11 protein-coding genes are annotated in these 23101 nt (G+C 48.7%); all 11 read left to right on the forward strand.

The features are described from left to right. Positions 1–9: 9 nt before the first annotated feature. The 11 genes from VLX91_04085 to VLX91_04135 all read left to right on the forward strand — a co-directional run bounded on the left by VLX91_04085 (position 10) and on the right by VLX91_04135 (position 23070). The gene (locus tag VLX91_04085) at positions 10–1032 is read left to right on the forward strand and encodes a PorV/PorQ family protein (protein HUI29374.1); all 1023 of its coding nucleotides are present in this window, start codon (positions 10–12) and stop codon (positions 1030–1032) included. Between the two features lie 89 nt (positions 1033–1121). Further along, the gene (locus VLX91_04090) at positions 1122–2327 is read left to right on the forward strand and encodes a T9SS type A sorting domain-containing protein (GenBank protein HUI29375.1); all 1206 of its coding nucleotides are present in this window, start codon (positions 1122–1124) and stop codon (positions 2325–2327) included. A gap of 269 nt (positions 2328–2596) precedes the next feature. Beyond that, entirely contained in the window at positions 2597–3895 is a 1299-nt protein-coding gene (locus VLX91_04095) for an endo-1,4-beta-xylanase (GenBank protein ID HUI29376.1), read from the forward strand. A 395-nt stretch (positions 3896–4290) separates the two neighbouring features. Next, positions 4291–6642 carry a glycoside hydrolase family 3 N-terminal domain-containing protein gene (locus VLX91_04100; GenBank protein HUI29377.1) on the forward strand — a complete coding sequence of 784 codons (2352 nt, stop codon included), beginning with the start codon at positions 4291–4293 and terminating at the stop codon, positions 6640–6642. 90 nt (positions 6643–6732) lie between these two features. After that, a complete protein-coding gene (locus tag VLX91_04105) occupies positions 6733–8268 on the forward strand; it encodes an MFS transporter (GenBank protein HUI29378.1) in 1536 nt (511 codons plus the stop codon). A gap of 318 nt (positions 8269–8586) precedes the next feature. Continuing rightward, the gene (locus tag VLX91_04110; protein HUI29379.1) at positions 8587–11631 is read left to right on the forward strand and encodes a TonB-dependent receptor; all 3045 of its coding nucleotides are present in this window, start codon (positions 8587–8589) and stop codon (positions 11629–11631) included. Between the two features lie 93 nt (positions 11632–11724). Next, positions 11725–13587 carry a T9SS type A sorting domain-containing protein gene (locus VLX91_04115; GenBank protein HUI29380.1) on the forward strand — a complete coding sequence of 621 codons (1863 nt, stop codon included), beginning with the start codon at positions 11725–11727 and terminating at the stop codon, positions 13585–13587. A 260-nt stretch (positions 13588–13847) separates the two neighbouring features. Continuing rightward, positions 13848–17021 (forward strand): FG-GAP-like repeat-containing protein, encoded by a 3174-nt coding sequence (locus VLX91_04120; GenBank protein HUI29381.1) that lies wholly within the window; start codon positions 13848–13850, stop codon positions 17019–17021. Positions 17022–17161: 140 nt separating this feature from the next. Continuing rightward, entirely contained in the window at positions 17162–18433 is a 1272-nt protein-coding gene (locus VLX91_04125) for a glycosyl hydrolase family 8 (protein HUI29382.1), read from the forward strand. Positions 18434–18456: 23 nt separating this feature from the next. Next, entirely contained in the window at positions 18457–21513 is a 3057-nt protein-coding gene (locus tag VLX91_04130; protein ID HUI29383.1) for a glycosyl hydrolase 115 family protein, read from the forward strand. 9 nt (positions 21514–21522) lie between these two features. Next, positions 21523–23070, forward strand: coding sequence for a hypothetical protein (locus VLX91_04135; protein HUI29384.1), 1548 nt, complete (start codon positions 21523–21525; stop codon positions 23068–23070). The last annotated feature ends 31 nt before the right edge of the window (positions 23071–23101 follow it).

Consider the following 23101-nt stretch of genomic DNA (forward strand, 5'->3'; position numbering starts at 1 on the left):
GTCTCGAAAATGAAGGTATTCGTTTTGTTGATGCTTCTTTTGACCGCCGTGTTGAATCTGGAATCGCGCGCGCAGGGAGTCAGCAAGGTTGGGACTACTGCCGCAGGATTCCTGGCAATAGATGTCGGTCCCCGTGGAACAGCCATGGGCAGTGCGTATGTGTCTGTAGCAGACGATCCAACTGCGATGTACTGGAACCCTGCCGGCATTGCCAGGATAGACGGCTTCGAGGCGTCATTCTCGAATACGAAATGGATCGCGGACTTGTCGTTTAATTATGCGGCCGCAGCCTTGAGCCTCGGAAATTTTGGCAGCCTTGGTCTGAATGCGACATTTCTTACCATGGGCCAGATTGAGCAGACCACGGTCGACAACCCGGATGGTACAGGCGTATTTTTCGACGCGGCGAGTTACTCATTCGGCATAAGCTATGCGCGCAATTTGACGGACCAATTTGCAGTCGGCGTTAGCGGCAAGTATATCAACGAGAGATTGTATAACGAAAGCGCGACAGGATTTGCTCTTGACGTCGGAGCGTTGTTCGACACACATCTCGATGGATTGAAGCTTGGCATGAGCATCTCAAATTACGGGACGAAAATGCAGCTGAGCGGACGTGACTTAACCGTGCAGGTTGATACAGACCCAAGTATTTCAGGCAACAACCCGAACATCAACAGCCAGCTGCAGACCGATGCGTATGACCTGCCGTTACTCTTTCGCGTCGGCGTCTCAATGGATGTTCTCAAGGGAGCGTACAACAGCAACCTGATTTTGTCCGCCGATGCGCTTCACCCAAGTGACGACGTGGAGTCCGTCAACGTGGGCGGTGAGTACTCTTTTGACAATCTGATTTTCCTGAGAGCAGGATACAAAGGACTTTTCAACCCCGACTCTCAGCAGGGCTTAAATCTGGGCGCCGGCGTACGGTACAATGTGGTCGGCTCGACTACCGTCATTTTTGACTACTCTTATATAAAATTCGGTGTGCTTGGCAACATCAACAGTTTCAGTGTAAGCCTGGGGCTTTGAAGCTTGAAATGCAAATACAATACGCCCAGGTGTGATTCTAATTTGTTTGGATTTCTTTGCTGAGATTTCAAAAACCTTATGGAGGAAATATGAAAAACTTGTTCCTATCCCTTTTTGCTTGTCTTGCTCTGGTGTTCTTCACATCAGGTGTGAAGACTGCCATGGCACAGACAACGCCCTCTAACCCCGATGGCGGGTTTGAAGATTATCCGCTCGGTGAGCAGGATTCTAGCTATACTTTTGATGGATGGACACTGCTACAGGGTGCACCTGATTCAACAATCTTTCTGATCGTTGATGATTCTGTGCATTCAGGAAGCCACTCGCTGATGGTCGGCCTTTTGAGTGTCGATGCGACATCAAAGGATTGGGATGTCCAGGTTGTGAATGAACCGATCAAAGTGGATACCATTGCCGCTACCTACGTTTATTCAGTCTGGGCAAAAGCCGATCCGCCAGGTGCAGTGGTGAACTTTACTGTCGGTGTTCCGGTAACGTACAACGAACGATACAGAATGGGCAGCGCTGTGGTAACAGATAGTTGGAGAAGATACTCGTCGACTTTTAATACGGTAAAAGGTGACACCTCTTTGAGGGCACCCATTCACTTCGGCTTACCTGCAAACAGCGCATACGCGCCCGTCGCGTTCTGGATCGACGATCTAACTATAGCTAAAGTACCTGTTGATACCATAGCGCCTGATGCTCCCGTGCTCGCGTCGCCAAATGATGGTGCGGTTGGTCAGAATCCCAAAATAACACTGACGTGGAATACCAACAGTCGCCCCTGCGTTTTTCATGTTCAGGTTGCAACCAACCAAACGTTTTCGACTCCCCAATTGGTCTTCAACGACTCTACTGTAATTGACACGACGATCCAGCTCAGCCTTGCCACAAACACCCAATACTACTGGCGTGTTCAAGCGTATGATACCAAAGGGAGGAGCTCTTACTCAGCGGCTATTTCTTTCACTACCGGAGTGACCGGCGTCAAGAGCCTTGGCGGATTGCCTGCGAGTTATGCACTTTCGCAGAACTTTCCGAATCCGTTCAACCCATCGACGACAATTCGTTACAGCGTTCCGAAGAATTCCTATGTGCGAGTTGCGATCTATGATCTGCTCGGCCGCGAAGTCACCAGCCTGGTGAATGGTGTCCAACACGCAAGTGAGTACAGTGTTCAATGGAATCCGTCGGGCTTGAGCAGCGGTATATATTTCTGTCGGATTCAAGCTGCCAGCATGGACGGTTCCGGCAATTTCACTTCAGTGAAAAAGCTTGTCTACATGAAATAAAAACCATTGACAATCTCCCCTGTCCCTCTCGAGTCTCAGAGAGGGACGGGAGTGAGTCGGCTCAGTTCACAAGACGAGCTCGATTGGGTTTCGACTCACGAAGACTTGTCTCGATTTTGCTGCCTCGGAGAAAACGGTACGCTCGTAATCATGGAAAGACACTTTGATGTTGGTCAGCCGATTAGAGTATTTCTCCAGTCGAAGGGACCGACATAGTCTGAGCGCGAGTTATAAACGTTAACAATGAGAAATCATGAAGGAGTAGAACCATGTTAGTCAGGTTAAGACTTAGCGCTGTTCGCGTCCCGGCTTGTATGATGGGGTTGGCCCTGGTACTCACGGCGCTCGTTTTTCTGCCTGCACGGTCATACGCTCAGTTGGCCGCCGGGCAAAACAAATTTCTTGGCAATATCATAAGCACAAGCGCACCGTCGAATTTCAGCACGTACTGGAATCAGGTCACACCGGAGAACGCGGGCAAATGGGGAAGTGTTGCAGCCAGTCAGGATACCAGTTTGTGGAATTGGGCAAGTCTCAAGCTGATTTACAACTATGCAGTGAAAAACGGGTTCCCGTTCAAAGACCACAATCTTGTTTGGGGACAGCAGCAGCCTTCGTGGATGTCAGGTCTTGATTCGTTACATCAAGTTCAGATGGTAGAAACATGGATCAGGTTGTGCGGGACAAACGTTCCTAAAGCAGCCTTTGTTGACGTTGTAAACGAACCGATTCACACGCCGCCGAACGGGCAGAACGGCAATGCCAACTACATTCAGGCACTCGGCGGAGCCGGGGCGACGGGCTGGGACTGGGTCATCTGGGCATTTGAGAAGGCGCGCCAATATTTCCCAAATGCTAAACTTCTTATAAATGAATATAACATCCTGAACAGTGCGGCAAACACTACTACTTACATCAACATAATCAATCTGCTCAAGGCGCGCAATGTGATAGATGGAATCGGGTGTCAAGGTCATTCCTTAGAGAGCACCGATACAAACACGATAAAAGGAAATCTCAATGCACTTGCGGCGACCGGCTTGCCCATCTACATATCAGAGTACGATGTAAACGAAGCAGATGACAACACTCAATTGGCAATTTATGAACAGCAGTTCCCTATTTTCTGGAAGAGTCCCTCAGTCAAAGGAATCACGCTTTGGGGCTACATTGAAGGCCAGATATGGCGTACCAACGCTTACCTCATTAGATCCGACAGCTCGGAAAGACCCGCAATAACGTGGCTGCGACAATATATTGCAACGAATCCTACTGGGGTTGAGAACCCTGCCTCACCGATTCCGTCAAAGTATTTCTTGAGTCAAAATTATCCGAATCCGTTTAACCCGGTGACATCGATCGAATACCAACTGCCGATCGAGACCTATGTGACCCTGGAAGTTTATGACATCTTAGGAAGAGAGATAGCGACACTGGTGCACGGGAGACAGAACGCAGGAACCCATGATGTTACGTTTGACGCGGGTGATCTGCCGAGCGGAGTTTACTTTTATAGGATCGAGGCTGGAAGATTTGCCGAAGTAAAGAAGCTTGTTGTTGTGAGATAGCAGTGCATGATTCAACGCAGGAGTCAATTGCGGCCATGGAGTTTAAGGGCCACGGGACGACCTCACAATTTTGCCGCAAAAAATTTTCCCACTTTACCCCTTGACATTTGAAAAGGTTCCTTGTATTATTGAAACGGTTCAATTGGTATTAAACTGATTTATGGTCCAGTGAAATCCAGGTTATCGGTTTAGCGAAACAAAAATGAGATATTCCGCCATCAGCAGGACCATCTCGGTGTCCAATGAAAGATCTGTTGTCAACAGCTTGCAAATACTCCATCCCGTTGAGTCGGTGGAGCGCATAGACGGCAAATGTCTTTTGCGCTACAAGCTTTGAATAGACAAGTGCCAGGTCCTTCACGAATTAACAAAAAGTCTTGAAAGCGTCATATCAAATGAGCGAGAAAGTTTTACTGAAAGAGAAAATCGAAGATCGCCAATCCAGGGTTGATGTACCAGGATACAGGAATCCCGGACTCTCTGTCAAAGAGCGAACTCAAGATTTATTGCATCGAATGACGGTCGAAGAAAAAATTGCTCAGATGCTTTGTATCTGGGGACAGAAGAGGGCGTTGTTGTTTGATGAAGAGGGGAAACTGAGTTTCAAAAATCTCAGAGCACATTTCAAGCTCGGTGTTGGTCAAATAGCGAGACTGAGCGATACCGGCGGCGCATTTGGAGCTACGGGCGGCACGTTGAGTCCCGCTGAGATGGCGGAACTTGCGAACAAGATTCAGAAATTTTTTGTCGAGGAAACAAGGCTCGGTATCCCGGTGATATTTCATGAAGAATGTCTCCACGGTCTTGCTGCAAAGGATGCTACGAGTTATCCTCAGCCGATCGGGTTAGCGTCGACTTTCGACCCGGAACTCCTCGAAGAAATTTACGCCGCGATCGCCGAAGATGCGCGCTTGCGAGGAGTGCATCAGGCACTGACTCCCGTTGTCGATATAGCGCGCGAGCCGCGCTGGGGAAGGGTCGAAGAGACTTTCGGAGAAGATCCGTATTTGGTTTCGCGAATGGGCATCGCTGCAGTGAAGGGCTTTCAAGGTGATGGCACATTCAAAGACAAAAAACACATAATCGCGACCTTGAAACACTTTGCTGCGCACGGACAGCCGGAGTCCGGATCCAATTGCGGACCGGTTAACGTTTCCGAGCGCCTGCTGCGGGATGCGTTTCTTTATCCCTTCAAGGAAGTCATACAGAAGGCCAAAGTGAAAAGCGTCATGGCCTCTTATAATGAAATTGACGGAGTGCCGTCACACGCCAACAGATGGCTATTACGAGACGTTCTTCGCGGTGAATGGGGCTTCGATGGATATGTTGTCTCCGACTATTATGCAATCACGGAACTAAACAGCAAGGATGACACGCACAGCCATGGTGTTGCCAAAGATAAACGAGAAGCCGCAGTGCTTGCTGCGAATGCTGGAGTTAATATCGAGCTCCCTGATCCCGATTGCTACCCTAGTCTAAAGCAGCTTGTTCAGGAAGGCAAAATTGCCGAAGAAGTTGTGGATGAGTTAGTTGCCTCTCTTTTGAAGTACAAGTTCGAGCTCGGCCTGTTCGAGGATCCTTATGTTGATCCTGGGTCCATTAAGAATGAAATCAAGTTAGAGAAGGATCGACCGCTTGCATTACGTGCGGCCAGCGAAACCATCACTCTTCTCAAGAATGAGAACGATTTGTTGCCGCTCGATCTGAAGAAGTACAAATCAATTGCAGTTATCGGTCCCAATGCCGACCGCACGCTCATAGGGGGCTATAGCGGCACCCCGAAATATTTTGTTTCTGTATTGGGAGGAATAACGGAAAAGGTTGGAGCTAATGCCAGGGTCTTATACAGTGAAGGATGTAAAATCACCATCGGTGGGTCTTGGAACGAAGACAAAGTGACATTTGCGAATCCCGAAGATAATCGGAAGTTGATCGCTGAGGCGGTAGAAACAGCGAAGAAATCCGACGTCGTTGTGCTCGTTCTCGGCGACAACGAGCAGACATCGCGTGAGGCGTGGAGCAAAGTTCACCTTGGTGACAGGGCGAATTTGAATTTATTCGGTATGCAGGAAGAGCTTGCAAGAGCGATTGTGGAAACCGGCAAGCCTGTTGTGGTCTTGCTGTTTAACGGGAGGCCGATTTCTATCGGCTATATTGCAGAACACATCCCGGCAATACTTGAATGCTGGTATCTCGGGCAGGAGGCTGGTCGCGCGGCGGCAGATGTGCTTTTTGGGGATTGTAACCCGGGAGGGAAGCTGCCGATTTCCGTTCCGAGGTCCTCTGGGCACGTGCCCTGTTACTACAATCGTAAGCCGTCCGCACGCCGCGGATATTTGGATGACGATATTACTCCGCTATTCCCCTTTGGTTATGGGTTAAGTTACACGAGATTTAAGTTCAACAACCTTAGGCTTGAAAAGGCAACTATTCTTCCTGATGAATCGGCTAAGGTCTTCGTCGACGTGACAAACGCTGGCAGGCGAACTGGCGATGAAGTAGTTCAACTCTACATTCATGATGTCATAAGCTCCGTCACGCGACCGGTAAAGGAACTGAAAGGGTTCGAGAGAATCAGGGTCGAGCCGGGCGCGACCAAGACAGTTGCGTTGACTATCTCGCCTGAGCTCTTGGCTTTCACGAACATTGACATGGAACATGTGGTTGAGCCGGGAGATTTTGAGATAATGGTTGGGAATTCTTCACGCGATGAAGATCTATCGAAGATTATTCTTCATGTGCTGTGATGGTGCGGAAGAACGGCGATGAATTGTTGGAAAAAAGAGGCGAGAAAAGTTAGATGCTAATTGCTAAACGCTAATATCTAAAGGAAGACAATGCAGGAAAAAGGTGAAAACGTTTCAGTCGAAATTGCCACCGGTGTCGCGGGAACATCCGAAACCGCCGTTACAAAACTTTCCGTAAGGGAAAAAATCGGCTACGGCTTCGGTGACGGAGCGGCGAACTTTGTCTTCCAGACGATGCTGATTTTTCAGCTTCCTTTCTACACGAATGTCTTTGGCATTACTGCCGCTGCTGCTGGCACACTCCTTCTTGTCGGACGCTTCTGGGATGCGGTATTCGATCCGTTTATGGGTACCCTGGCAGACCGCACAAACACAAGATGGGGAAAATTTCGGCCTTGGGTTCTATGGTCGGCGGTTCCTTTCGCGGTGATATTTGTCCTGTCATTTACCACACCCCATTTCGGTGCGACGGGAAAGATCATATATGCTTATATAACTTACGTCCTTTTGATGACTCTTTATTCGGTTAACAACACTCCTTACTCTGCTCTCAATGGTGTCATTACCGGCGATGTGAATGAAAGGACATCGCTTTCGTCTTACAGATTCTTTTTCTCAATGGCAGTTGCGCTGATAGTTCAGGGTTTCACGCTGCCGATGGTATATAAACTAGGTCAGGACGACCCTCAAAAAGGATGGTCGATGACGATCGGAGTTTTCGCGATCGTCTGCATAATCTTTTTCCTCATAACCTTTTTCAGCGTCAGGGAACGCATCAAGCCTGATCCGAAGCAGAAGTCTTCCCCGAGGAAAGACCTGGTGGGTCTTTTGAAGACCGGACCATGGATCACGATGTTTATCACGACTCTTTTTGTCTTCATAACACTCGCGATGTGGGGAAGCGGCATGTTTTATTACTTCACCTATTACGTGGACAAAGATGCGCTGTTTAACTTCCTTCAATCAATAGGTTTGGGTCAAGTTCAACCGGGGACCGGCGGTTTTTGGTATGGAATTCTGAATGCATTCGGGCTCATTGTCGGCAAAGACGGAAGCAATGTCTCGGGTGTTGGGTTCAGCCTGTTCAATATGGCAGGCATGCTCATGAACATCCTCGGCGTCATGGTTTCTACGGTTCTGGCGAAGCGCTTCGGGAAAAAAGCCGTATTTACCATTGGACTTTTCTTCACGGCGGTTTTCACGGCGATGTTCATCTTGCTGCCGGCGCAGGCGGTCGGTCCCGCGTTTGTTTTGAATATTCTTAAGTCGCTCGCGTATGGTCCTACTATTCCTCTCCTGTGGGCGATGATGGCTGATGTAGCCGATTATTCGGAATGGAAAACGAGCAGGCGTGCTACGGGACTTGTGTTTGCGGGAATAGTTTTCGGTCTGAAGGCAGGACTTGGACTGGGCGGCGCAATATGCGGATGGATTCTTTCGGCATATGACTACGTCCCGAATGCCGTACAGACCGCTCATGCCCTCTTTGGAATCCGAATGGCTTCCAGCATATATCCGGCGTTGACTTTCTTTGCGGGCGTTGTTGCGATTTTGTTTTACGGCATCAGCAAGAAACTAAATTTACAAATCCAGGATGAGTTGGCAGAGCGGAGAAAGAGTTTTTGAGTATTGGCAAGCTGGAACCCATTGCGAGGCAAAAGAAAATTGATTGCGTCATTGAAATGAATTCGGCAGATACAACGGACGGAGTGTGAGCGGCAGCATGGACACATTTATGAGTTACGCTGTGTCGCAAGGCTGGTTGAGCAGTTCAATGTGCGGTGATTGAGTGCGGCAACGAACTAATGCAAGGAGATGGAACATTTGCTTATAACATTGCTTCGATTAACTGAGAGTTGAAAAGAATCTCCTAGTTACCCTTACTCTTCGCAGAGAGAGGGAACTAAAGAGATGAATTCGGAATTACAAAAAAGGGAGAAGAATATGTTCTATAGTGCAAACCGAATGATAAGAAGGGCGTTGCTCTTTCTGGGCATGGTATCCCTTTTGGCGATTCAATCGGCCTTGGCGGCGGGGACCGGAACACTGAAAGGAAAAGTGTTCGATGCGACGACAAAGGATGCACTGCCGGGAGCGACGGTTCTTGTGAAAGGCACTAGCGTTGGAGCGTCTACCGACCTGAATGGAGATTTCTTGGTTCATAACGCCCCGAGCGGCAATCAAAGTGTCGTTGTCTCCTATATCGGTTATACTCCAATCACCGTGACTGTAGATATTCCTGATGGTGAGACTTTGACAAAGGATTTTTATCTGGAGGCAACCGCCGTGCAAGGTAAGGTGGTTGTCGTGACAGCTCAGGCGCAAGGGCAAATACAAGCAATCAACCAACAGCTTGCCTCGAACAAGATTGCGAATGTCGTCTCCGAGGCAAGGATACAGGAGCTCCCGGACTTCAACGCGGCAGCGGCTATTGGCCGCCTGCCCGGCGTTTCGACTCTGAAAAGTTCGGGCGAGGATGATAAGGTCGTGATCAGAGGTTTGGCTCCACAATACAACGAAGTAGCCGTGAGCGGAGTAACGCTTGCGGCAACTGGAAGTAACCAGATCGGTGCGACCTCACATATTACTTCACCCAACCCTGCCAATTCGATTGACAATGACAGAAGCGTTGATCTTACGATGATTACCCCGTACATGATCAAATCTATAGAAGTTTATAAGACGCTCACTCCGGACATGAATGCGAATGCCATCGGCGGCTTTGTCGATATGTCTCTAAGAGAGGCACCGTCCGGACTCCATGGCGACGCATTGTGGCAATCAGGCTACACGGAGAAAAGCAACACCTATGGAAATTATAGGGCTGTGGCATCGGCCAGCGATCGCTTTTTCAATGATATGCTCGGTGTGTATGTTCTTGGAAATATGGAGCAGTATGACCGAAATGCAGATAACATGACTGCCACCTACACCAGTCCAAAGCCTGATTCGGTTGAGGTAAATACTGTTGGACTTCAACGTCATCTCGAAACCAGGAAGCGCTACGGTGCAAATCTAATTCTTGATTACAGCCTCCCTTCGGGCTCTATAAAGTCGGTAAATATGATAAGCCGCCTCAATTCCAATTATCAAGATTACCAGGAGAACCTGGACTATTCGACCGTGACGAAACTGCTTGCTTTCACATATGGAGCAGGTAACGACAATACTGATCTCGCCATCAACACATTAAATATTACGAATGATTTTGGATTCATGTCTGTGGAATTATTAGCTGCGAATACTTATTCCCGCAATCATCTTCCATCCTTCCCTGATTTTCAGTTTCAACAGCAGCAATCATATCCTCCAACTCCTCTCAATACACCTCCAGAGGGTTTAATAAATGAGACAAAGTATGCAGGTGACAGTGTGACCACATTGACCAATATGGGTTTGTTTAGTTCCGATTATCATGAGAACGACCAGGTTTACAAGGGGGACTTCAAAATGCCTTTTGATTTGGGGACATCGGTTTCGGGCTACTTCAAATTCGGCGGTGAGTATCGTTACAATTATCACACTAATGCTCAAAGTACCCCTTACGGCAATGTAAGCGGACCTGTGACCGGAGGAGGGACTACCACCGATCCCAATACAATAATGGGTGATTCCCTCATAGCCCATTTTCCCCAGCTGGCAGGGGCCAGCGGTAATTTCACCGCTAATTTTTTCACAACACCTCGCAGTTCAAATCTCTATGACAGTTTCCTAAGCGATAGGTTTGGAAGGATGTACTGGGTTGTCGACCCAACTATTTTGAATTATGCCGTTAATTATCTCTCCAGGGATACCGTGTTCCGTGCGATAAGTGGTGCGGGCGGGTGGTATGATGGCATATATCAAAATTATCCTAACGACTATAAATATATAGAGAGGTATTATGCAGCGTACTTGATGTCAGAATTGGATTTCGGACCTGACTTTATGGTGGTTGGCGGTGCGAGATTTGAAGAGGACAAATCATTGTTTGCTGCATGGGATGTGCTCGATGATCCTACTCCCTCAGGTCAACGTAAATACCCTGTGACTGCCTATCCAGAAAATCATTACTGGCTCCCCATGGTAACGGCAAGATATAACGTTCTTGATTGGGTTGACGTACGATATGCTTACACTCAGACACTTGCGCGGCCTGGTTATTCGCAGCTTGATCCACACTTCTACCTGGATTACAGCCATAATAATGTTTGGGCAGGGAACCCTGATCTCAGGCCTGCACAGGCATACAATCACGACGTCGAGATTACGTTTCACAGCAACACCATTGGCCTCCTGACAATAGGAGGATTTTACAAAACCATTTCTCACTTTACATTCTCCACGAACTACCCGATGTTTGATAATCCAAAGTCCGTTCCAGCAGGGTTCGATTCTACCGGGTCGTTCGTCTTTCCCAATGGAGTTCGGCCAAATCAGCAAGTTGGGGCAGTGTATACTTACATAAATAGCCCTTACAAGGCCTATGTCAAAGGTGTAGAAGCAGATTTCGAAACGAGATTTTGGTACCTGCCGGCTCCGTTAAATGGGGTCGTTTTCGGCATTAACTATACTCACATTTCGTCGTCAGCGACCTATCCGTTCCTGTTCCCTCGTACTATTAACAATCCTACTCCGCCGCCGAGGTTCACGACCATTTTGATCGATAGTTCACGCAGTGGAAGATTGATTGACCAGCCAAACGACATAATGAATTCCTATATCGGATACGACTATAAAGGCTTCTCTGCCAGAGTCTCTTTTGTCTTCCAGGGTAATTCCGTCAACTACGTCGGAGGTTTTCCTTACCAGGATGGATTTACCAGGAACTACTTTCGAATAGATGCCTCTGTGAGGCAGATGCTTCCCTGGGCAGGTCTCCAGCTTTATGCGGATGCCAACAACTTGAACAGTGAATCCAATATTGCTGCTCAGCAGACGATCGGTGGTTTCACTTCCGAAAACTTTTATGGTTTAACAGCAGACCTTGGAGTTAGGGTTACACTGTGAATAACGTGAATAGTGTCCCGGAGGGATTCCTTTGGGAAAAAGTGAATGACGAAAAGTCATTTGAAACGCAAATCAACTATAAGGAGAAGTAAAATGAGACATTTTATTTGGGCTCTGCTTTTCGCAGCAGCCATGATACCGGTATCGTTATACGCACAAACCGATACTTTAGATGTTCCTCCTGATGGCGCCAGTGGTGGAAATCTTGATCATGCGATTGACTCTGTCATCAGTGCAGGAACGCTTTCAAACACCGTTTTCAGATTAGTTCCCTCCGGATTTGGATATGGTCAGGATTATGTCTTGAATGGCATAGTCACCACTCCGGTCCATCAGAAACTCACCATTATTGCGCCCGATCCGACACCGACATCACCTCCACCGCAAATAGTTATGCAAACTGGCAATGGAGTAACATGGACACAGAATTTCGACTGTTTCGGTGATCTCTACATGAAGAATATCTGGATGATGTATGTAAACACCAGCGGCACTCAAAATGGAGCAGGTATATTCATAGAGGACGATAGTATTGCAAATAATAGCGGTGAAGGAGAACATGCCTATTTTGAAAATTGCATATTCGATTTGCAGAAAACCAGTGCGAATGGTTGTATAAATCCAGAATGCCAGCATTTCAGAGGGACTTTCAAGAACTGCTATTTCCGGAATGACGTTGATAATTACTTCATCTATTATGGCAGAGCAATCTCGTGGCAATTTGGTGATACCAAATGGCACACCGACAGTCTCTCGTTCGAGAATTGTACCTTTGCTAACATGGGGTACGTTCTCATGAATGAGAAGCCTTGCTACTCAGACTATGTGTGGCTCAATCATTGCACGTTCCTAAATATTTGCTGTTTCCCTCTGGAAGGAGACGTGTGGCACTGGCTTGACGTCACTAACTGCATTTTCGTGAATACATGGATGTACGGTGACAACATGAGTGCTACTTATAGTAGATTCTCGAGGGCTGCAGGTACTAATCCGATCGGCGCCATACTTCAGGTTGACAGTTTGGCAGCCAGCAACTATTCTCAAGGCACTGACGCAGTAACTTTTCCTTACACCGATGCCGATCGGCATATACTTTTTGCCAACAACAGCTTTTATGAAGAGAAATGGCTGACCGACTTCTGGTTTAGCAACCCTGTCACGGTCAATCCGGCCAGCGACACTTCTCAGCCGCGTCCCCAGCCGATGATGAATTTACCTGCACGTCAAATGTTTGGGAACGATTCTCTGGGGAATAAGCGCTTTCCCTATATTAACTTAGCCAATCTTTATCCTTCCGACGATACTTCCTATAACGCTTCCATCGCAAATCCAAACTTCAACTTGCCGCCGACCCAGGTCGACAGCATCGAAGGTTTCTTGGATGGGAGATACTTTACCAGCGCGCAAATTAATTGGGCATACAATCAAGGTAGTGATGACAAAAATGGAGCATGGCCAATGAGCGAAGATTTATCCTACGACACTAAATCCGCATTATACACTGCAGGAATAGGTGGATTCCCGCTTGGAGATTTGTATCATTGGTGGGGACCTAATTCATCGACGGGAATAGACCAATATACTCCGTGGAAAGCACAGGCAGCTGGTGAAGATTCAGTTATCCTTCATGCGCTTACTACAGGAGATCTTACTGGAATTATGGCCGGCGTGAAGTCGCGTCCCGGTACGCCTGAGAGTTATGTGCTTTCTCAAAACTATCCGAACCCGTTCAACCCGTCAACCACGATCGAGTATTCTGTGCCACGAAATGGTTTTGTAACGCTGAAAGTCTATAACATTCTTGGACAGGAAGTATCGACGTTGTTCTCCGGTGTTCAGCACGCAGGAAATTATCAAGCTACATTCGATGGTGCAAAGTTCGCCAGCGGAGTCTATTTCTATCGCTTGCAGGCTGGAAATGTTTCAATTACGAAAAAACTTGTTTTGATAAAGTAATAACTATTTGTGACAGCCGCTTTCACTCTTGTCAGCCTTGCGAAGGTTTCATCGAACAAGTCCGGTGATCTTCGCAAGGCCCGGAGAGAAGCGGGTCGCAATTTGGCCAAAGGAGGTGATTGGGTTCAGAGCTTATCCTGACGAATGTCAGGATCGAAAATCTTTTGAAAGAATCTCATTTGAAGAAATCCTTCAAAAGAAGTTGTTCGGTAATCAAACTTAACTAAACAACTCCGATAACAAAAAACTTAGGAGGAAGTATGAAAACTTTTCTACGCTCGCTCGCGGCCGGAGTATTTCTGCTCCTGCTGGGATTGAGCACATCCGACGCACAGGAAGTGACATTCACTGCCGGTCCGTCAGTTACGGCAACGGGAGGCGCCGGAAACGGCGGCTTCGCTTGGGGAGATTTGGATGGGAGCGGTAATCTAAGCATCTTTATCCCGTACAATATTGTTGAGCTGAATAGTATCACTGCATTCACTAAGGCAGCGTCAACGGCGACGGCGAACATCCCGATTAATACTAACTCAACAGGCCTGTTGCTCGCCGATTTCAACGGCGACGGCGTTCCCGACCTGTTTACAACAAATGGCGGCAATCCAAGCACTAGTGGCGTTAATTCCAGTCTATTTTATGACAGCGCTGGTGTATTTATACTGGCTACCGGGGTTGGCGATCTTGCCACGGCGGGAGCTACCGGCGAAGTCTTCCAGGGAGCTTCGGCGGCACCAATCGATCACAGCAATTACCTTAGCATCGCCTATCCTGGAGGCTTTACAGGCATCGCCGGCAGTAATCAGGCAGCACCGGTACCACCCAACGGTGGTGTATGGCTTCTCAAAGGAGGTCCGACTGGATTTACTGACATAGGCAAAGGAGCCGCTGCTGGAAATCTTGGCATAGACAGTACCCTTTCATATGAATCGTGGGATGTGCGTTTCTTCGATGCGAATAATGACGGCTACCTGGATTTGTTGATGCCGAGCTTCCGAAATGGATTCTCAAAAATTGACACGGGTACGTCGGGCGCTCGAAAAGGATGCGTCATGCTCTTGAACGACGGGACCGGGAAGTTTATTATTCCAACAGCAGCGACTCTTGGACGATCAATCTATGCTCTTGATTCAGTGAAGCTTAACAAAGCCGGGACTGCTGACAGTATTGAATATTCCAGCGTTCATGGAGATACAGGAATCATTGTCGATGATACAGTCCGCCACTTCGCTGCCATTGGAGAACAATGGGGTGATCTCAACAACGATGGTATCGAGGATCTTGTATTGAACGGGCTTAACGCAACCGATAACAGAGACGGCAACGATACTTTAAGGGCCGATGTTATCCTCTACGGAAAGGGAGACGGCACGTTTACGTACAAGTGGGATGGAGTACACGTTGTTGCCAACAACGGATTGGTTCAGAGTACGGCGCAACGCGCAATATCCATTGGCGACTACAACAATGATGGGCTACTGGATATATACACGGCCCAAACATTCACCCCCCAACATCTGTACAGGAACAATGGTGATGGCACGTTCACAGACATCGCAAGCACGGATGGCGTGACTGGAGGTCCTGGTACTCAGCGAGGAGCACAGCTCGTTGATTACGACAACGACGGCTTCCTTGACGTATTCGTATATACCGGTGGCAATACTCTTTTGCTGAAGAACGGCGGCAACACCAACAACTGGATTGCATTCAAGCCGATTGGCACAGGTAATAACAAATCGGCAATCGGAGCAAAGTTCACCGTGTGGACTGGAGGGCATAAGCAGATTCGCGAGATCAGCGCTTCGGGCGGTTCCGCAGGCATGGGCGGAACATTGAGAGCAAACTTCGGACTTGGAACGGCGACCGCGGTTGACAGCGTGCACGTTCAGTGGCCCGACGGCAACAGCCAGACCCTTGTCCTCAAAGATGGCGTTAACCGATATTATACCGTCAGAGAAGGCGACCTTGTTCCCGCGGTCCCGGTGCTTGTAAGTCCGAAGAATGACTCGACTGGAGCTCCGACATCCATGACGTTAAACTGGAACAGCTCCGCAAATGCTGCCCATTATCAGGTACAGCTCTCTCTTGATCGGACGTTTGCAACAAATGTCGTTGCGAACGATTCTTCGTTGACCACAACGAGCAAATCGGTCAGCGGACTCGGCTATAGTTCATGGTACTACTGGCGTGTCCTTGCTTACGATACGTTCTACACAAGCGGCTATTCAGTTGTAGATTCTTTCCAGACGATCGTGCAAGCTCCGACAGCAGTGCCGACGTTGCTGTCGCCGGCAAACAATGCAACGAACCAGCCTTACAAGCTTAAACTGGTGATAAGCAAGACATCGGATGCTGCGCAATATAACTGGCAGGTGACGACAGACGGTACATTCGGTTCGACCTTCGCCGTCAACGATTCAACTATCGACACGACGAATACCGTGACATTAGCAGGCGGCACGAAGTATTTTTGGCGTGTACGCGGAGTTAATCCCGGCGGTGCGGCCAACTTCTCGTCTGCCGATACGTTTACTGTCATGACAGTTCCGGCGGTAGCGGTGCTCGCGTTCCCGGCCCAGGGTCAAGTCTCAATTCCTGCCGACACTCTGGTTCTGAAGTGGCATTCGGTGGCGGCTGACACCGGCTACATTTGCCAAATTTCTACCAGCAAATCGTTCTCGTCGTTGGTTTTCACTTCCGATACGACGAGAGACACGACGTTTAAAGCTACGTCGCTGCAGACTCTAACGTGGTATTACTGGCGCGTAGCCTCGTACAACGCCGGCGGCGCGAGTGCGTTTACTGCGGTGGACTCTTTCCAGACGATCGTTCCGATCCCTGCTGCTCCGTTGCTTTCTTCGCCTCTAGCCAGCGCAACGGGCGTGGCGCGATTGACCACCTTTGTATGGCGCTCGGTAACGTACGCGTCAAAGTATCACCTCCAGGTTTCTACAGCCAACGACTTCTCCGCTGTGGTTCGCGACACGACTGTAGGTGATACGACCGCGACTTTGACGAATCATTTGGACGCCAGCACAAGATACTATTGGCATGTCAGCGCAATAGATACTGCTGGAGAAGGTGCGTTCGCGTCAACCAGGTTATTCACCACAGGATTAGTGGATGCACTCAACGAACAAGGCGGTCCTCCAAAAGAGTTCGCTCTGTTCCAGAACTATCCGAATCCTTTCAATCCATCTACAATGATTAACTATGACATACCAAAGAATGCGTATGTCAAGGTAGTTATCTACGATGTACTTGGCCGAGTCGTTGCAACGCTGGTAAACGGTGTGCAGCAGCCAAGCCATTATAGTGTAGAATGGAACCCGGCAGGCTTGAGCAGCGGAATTTATTTCTGCCGTATCCAGGCCCAAAGCCAGGATGGATCAGGCAATTTTGTCTCGGTGAAAAAACTGGTTTACATGAAGTAAGATTTAATAGCGTTTAGCCAAGAACCGATAGCTAATAGCTAACGGACTTATTGCAAGTAAATCTTCTCCTTATGGTTATCCCGACCCGGCCTCATCCGGGTCGGGATATTTTTTCGGATCTACTAATTGTCGGAAAGGTTATGCAGACGAAAACACGGGCAATGTTTTTTCTAATCATAGCGACAATTATGCTCGTCAATCCGGCAATCGTACCGGGGGCTGATAAGAAGGGAGCTTACTATACAGGGGTTTATGAAAACCTGTTTGCAGAATTGTTGGGTAAGAATGAGTCACAGGTAAAATCCAAACTCGACAGCGCTTTCAGCCAGTTATTTTTTGGGAACGACAGCACACAGCGGGTGTATTTCCCTGACAGCTCCGACTCTACCATGGCATATGTCGAGGATATTGCGAACCATGATGTCCGGACTGAAGGCATGTCTTATGGGATGATGATTGCGGTGCAAATGGATAACAAGAATGTGTTCAATCGGATTTGGAAGTGGGCAAAGTCTTACATGCAGGTCAAAAGTGGTCCGCACGAAGGATATTTCGCATGGCACTGCAGACCCGACGGGACACTTCTTGACTCGAACGCCGCGTCCGACGGTGAGCAATGGTTCGTGATGTCCCTGTTTTTCGCGTCGGCGAGATGGGGAAACGGCGATGGGATTTACAATTATACGGCAGAAGCGCAAAAGATTTTGTACACCATGATGCACAAGGAAGACGACCCGGCGCATGACAAAGTAACTAATATGTTCAATAATGAGAGGAGGCTGGTCGTTTTCGTCCCGACTGTTAGCGCCGACGGATTTACTGACCCATCATACCAGCTTCCTCATTATTATGAGCTTTGGTCGCGATGGGCAGATAAGGATAATCAATTTTGGTGTGATGCTGCTTCAACAAGTCGAAAGCTTATAAGGGAGGCCGCAAACCCGACCACCGGATTGTGCCCCGACTACTGCAACTTCGACGGAACCATTGTGACTTTTTGGCATGGTGGACATCAGGATTTCAGATTTGATGCCTGGCGTGTTGCCATGAACGTTGCCGTTGATTATGAATGGTTCATGGCTGATGATTGGGAATCAACCGAATGCAACCGCCTGCTGGCTTTTTTTCGATCGGAGGGAATAAATAGTTATGGAAATCAATACGCGCTTGAGGGGAAGAGACTTGGAAACGATCACAGCACGGGTTTGGTAGCGATGAACGCAGTCGCTGCGCTCGCTTCCACGAGTGATGACAGGAAAGCGTTTGTCGAAGCATTGTGGAATGCCAGAGTGCCGGCTGGTCTGTACCGATACTATGACGGCATGCTATACATGCTGGCAATGCTGCAAGTGAGCGGAAATTTTAAAATTTATGACCCGACGGGCAAGCCGGTTCCGGCCTGCGGGAAATAAATCAGGCAGGAGATCACTTAATTATGGAACGGTGGAGTAATGGATCAGGATGGAACGCGAGAGCGGGAGCGAGAATCCAGGAACTAGAATCCAGAAACAAAGAGACTTATTTATCACCTTTTGCCACCTGCGTCTTGCTTCTTGCATCATGGCTTGTGTTTCCGCAAACCGCATTTTCCATCGGAGGCGAACGATATGTCAGGTTCGAGAACGGAAGAGGCTACTTCCCTCTTGTCGTAAATGGCAAGTCCGCACCGCTATGCGTGAGCTCGGATGACTTTCCGGGAGTCAGACTCATTCTGAAATATTTCCAGACCGACATTGCAAATGTTGCTGGAACGAAACCTGAAATCTCGATTGATACCATCCCACCGTCGAAAAATATTGTCATGGTCGGCACAATCGGGAAGAGTCCGGTGATCGATCGGTTGATTTCAAAAAAGAAAATAGACGTATCCGGAGTCGAGGGAGAATGGGAAACTTCATTGATTCAGGTCGTGAACAACCCATACCCAGGCGTGGATCATGCTCTGGTAATTGCGGGAAGTGACAAACGTGGTACGATATATGGGATGTTCAGCATCTCCGAAAGGATCGGCGTGTCCCCTTGGTACTGGTGGGCAGACGTGTCGATAAAGCAACACAGGGATATTTTCATACTCCCCGGCCGACACTCGGATGGGCCGCCCTCAGTCAGATACCGGGGAATTTTCCTTAACGACGAGTGGCCGGATTTGACGAACTGGGTGGCGGCGAAATACGGTTTCGCGACACAGAGCGAGAATCCTCCAGTCCCGCCGGGAGTTGCAAACTACGGGCACGAATTCTATGAACGGATATTTGAGCTGCTTCTGAGATTGAAGGCAAATTATCTCTGGCCCGCCATGTGGGACAACGCGTTCAATGAAGACGACACTTTGAATCCGAAGCTCGCCAATGAGTACGGCATCGTCATGGGAACGTCTCATCAGGAGCCGATGCTGAGAGCACAGAAAGAATGGGACCGGCGCTATCTCAATACCATCGGCACCTGGAACTTTGCCAAATATCCAGATACGCTGGAGAATTTCTGGCGCGCTGGTGTCAGACGAAATAAGGATTATGAAAGCATTATCACGATCGGCCTTCGCGGTGCGAACGACACTCCGATGGCTCCCGGAGGACCGGAAGCGAACATGGCTTTGCTGGGAAAGATCGTGGACCTCCAACGGAGAATTTTGAAAGAAGAGGTGAATCCTGACGTTACGAAAGTGCCTCAGTTGTGGTGTCCCTATAAAGAAGTGCTTGATTTCTACAACGCTGGATTCCGCGTTCCCGATGACGTCACGATCCTCTGGACTGACGACAACTGGGGAAATATTCGCCGACTTCCGAGTCTCGAAGAGCGCGCGCGGATCGGTCGAGCGGGGGTCTATTATCATTTCGATTATCATGGCGGCCCGCGGAATTATCAATGGATCAACACAAACCCGATCTCCAAAATATGGGATCAGATGTCGCTGGCAAAGAAGTACAGTGCAGATGAAATTTGGATCGTAAATGTCGGCCATCTGAAAGGATATGAGCTGCCGATCAGCTATTTCATGGATCTTGCCTGGAACACAAATAGATGGACGGACAGCAACATCGACGACTATACGAGGCTTTGGGCGGAACAACAATTTGGTGATGAGTACGCGAAAGAGATTGCCGACGTACTTGCAAAATACACGAAGTATAATGGCCGAAGAAAGCCTGAGCTATTGAGTCCGACGACCTACAGCTTGGTCAACTATCAGGAGGCTGACAACATCGTGGCTGACTTCGAGTCGATTACTGCCAAAGCCGAAGAGATTGGTAGCAAATTACCCGAAGACGAACGAGATGCATTCTGCGAGCTGGTGTTGTTGCCGACGAAGGCTAGCGAAATTGTGAACGAGCTCTACGTTGCAGCAGGTAAGAATGAATTATATGGCGAACAGAAACGGGCGAGCACAAATGATATGGCTGCTGAGGTCCATTCGCTGTTCGAGGCAGACACAAGCTTAATGGGGTATTTCAATAGAACGTTCGCCCGAGGGAAGTGGGATCATTTCATGGATCAACCGGTACTTGGATATACAAGCTGGAACCAGCCGCAGAACAATAATCTCGATGCTATTCACCTCGTGGAGCTAAGCGTGCCGGATACTGCGTCGATGGGCGTCGCTGTTGAAGGCTCTGAATCAGCCTGGCCGGGAACGGAGAATGATCCAACATTGCCGATTTTTGACCCATTTGGCGAGAGGCAGCATTACATTGATGTATTCAACAAGGGAAAGACTCCGTTCGAATATACCGCGGAGGCTGACAAACCCTGGATAAAAATATTATTGCCAAACGGGAAGGTCGATAAGGAGAGCCGGATCTGGATCAACATTGATTGGAGCGCTTCGCCAAAGGGCACATCAAACGGTATTGTCAAGATAAACGGGGGGAATCGCGTAGTATCAGTGAATGTCAAGATTAACAATCCATCGGGCATCACACGCAGGTCTTTGCATGGGTTCATTGAAGGGGATGGATGTGTTTCGATTGAAGCGGCGCACTATACGAAACTAACGGACGCCGGCAGTAACCGATGGATTAATGTCGAAGACTATGGAAATACATTATCCGGAATGAGAGCTACATCTGCCGCAGATGCGCCGGCCGCCGCGCCCGGTAAAAACTCACCATGTCTGGAGTATAGAGTGTTCTTATTTGATACGGGGAAAGTCGACGTCGAAGGAATTTTCGGTTCATCTTTGAACTTCATGCCGGGCAGTGGTCTTCGGTACGAGGTTTCACTTGATGATGCGGATCCACAACCCGTTGAGCTTGTCCGAGAAAATTATAATGCACAGAACGGAAATTTGGACTGGGAAAGGTCTGTCGCGCACGATGTGCGCTGCGGGCACAGCAGATTCACGATTACGGAGCCGGGCTATCATACGTTGAAAGTGTGGATGATAGATCCCGGAGTTGTGCTCGAAAAAATTGTCGTGAATCTTGGTGGAGTGAGGCCGAGTTATTTGGGACCGCCGGAGAGTTTTCACAGAGATGTCGCAAATAGTGAATGAAAAGAAAAAATGGTGTCTGTATTACCTCGCAAGATCGGATTGTTACTGAGTGGTTTGTTTCGCCATGTCTCAGTCGTGAAAATCGGTATCATCTGTGTTATCAGCATCTGGTTACTTGCTTCTCCCCCGGTTGCTTATGCGCAGACGAAAGATGTTTTTCAGATGTCTCCAGATGAGCGTCTAGCCTATCTCGCGAAGATCAACGCAGAATCAGAAAAGGATTGGCGACGAACAATCAATGTTCTGAACATCAAGCTTCCAGATTCCTTGCCGCCGGTGGCTGAGGACCAAAATCGCCCAAAGAATACATTCCAGAAGAAAGGATCATCGAACTGGAATGACAGCACCGGAAACACATATACTCGTTCTGCGTGGGGAACATGGAACAACTACGATGAGGCAACGGCAAACCTATTTGCGAAACTGCCGGATCCTTTGGTCCTGGATGACGGCGCACCTGTGAAGAGTGCGGAGATGTGGTGGAAAGTCCGGAGACCTCAGATCATGGCACAGTTTGACAGTGAGATCTTCGGTGAGGTGCCGAAGAACATACCACCTGTGCGGTGGGAAATTGTCTCAACGAAAGACACAGCGGTTGGCAACATTGCCGTTATTACGAAAGAGATCGTGGGACATGTGGAAAACTCGGCGGATACGGATACGCATGTGGATATCCGCTTGACTCTGACGATCCCCGTGAAAGCAAATCACCCCGTGCCGGTCATAATGGAATTTGGTTTCGTTTTCCCGCCTGGGTTCAAATTCCCGGGGATGCCTCAACAGGAAGGTCCGAGCTGGCAGGAGCAGGTTCTCGGCAAAGGCTGGGGTTACGCGATCTACGTCCCGACCAGTGTTCAGCCGGACAACGGTGCCGGATTGACCCAGGGAATTATCGGACTGGTGAACAAAGGTCAGCCGCGCACTCCTGAACAGTGGGGAGCACTGCGAGCCTGGGCTTGGGGAGCAAGCAGGGTTTTGGATTACTTCGAAACCGACAAGTCAGTGGATGCGAGGAAAGTCGGCATCGAAGGTGTATCCCGATATGGGAAAGCGGTTCTTCTAACCATGGCCGAAGACCAGCGGTTTGCTATTGTACTTGTCGGCTCCTCTGGCAAAGGCGGAGCAGCGCTTTACCGGCGCGACTTCGGAGAAGACATGGGAAATATTTGTTCGTCAGGCGAGTACCATTGGTTCTCGGAAAACTTTCTCAGATACGTCTTGACACCGGAGACCTTATCCGTGGATTCACACGAATTAATCTCTGCATGTGCGCCGCGCCCCGTCTTCATAAGTTGTGGCTCTCCAGAGAAAGAAGGAAACTGGGTCGATGACAAAGGACAATTCATGGCAGCGGTCGCCGCCGGACCTGTCTATGAATTACTCGGCCAAAAAGGTCTAGGTACGTCAAGTATGCCCCAGATCGGTGTTCCGCTTATGGATGGTGCTCTTGCATTCCGTCAGCACGATGACGGACATACGGTTGGACCAAACTGGCCATACTTCTTGAAGTTTGCGGAAAAATGTTTTAACGTCTCCAATTCACCCGACTCTAAGTAGGAATGCTCTTAATGATTTCTAAGTTAAACAA

It is taken from the genome of Candidatus Acidiferrales bacterium, assembly GCA_035515795.1.
Lineage (GTDB): Bacteria > Bacteroidota > Ignavibacteria > Kryptoniales > JAKASW01 > JAKASW01.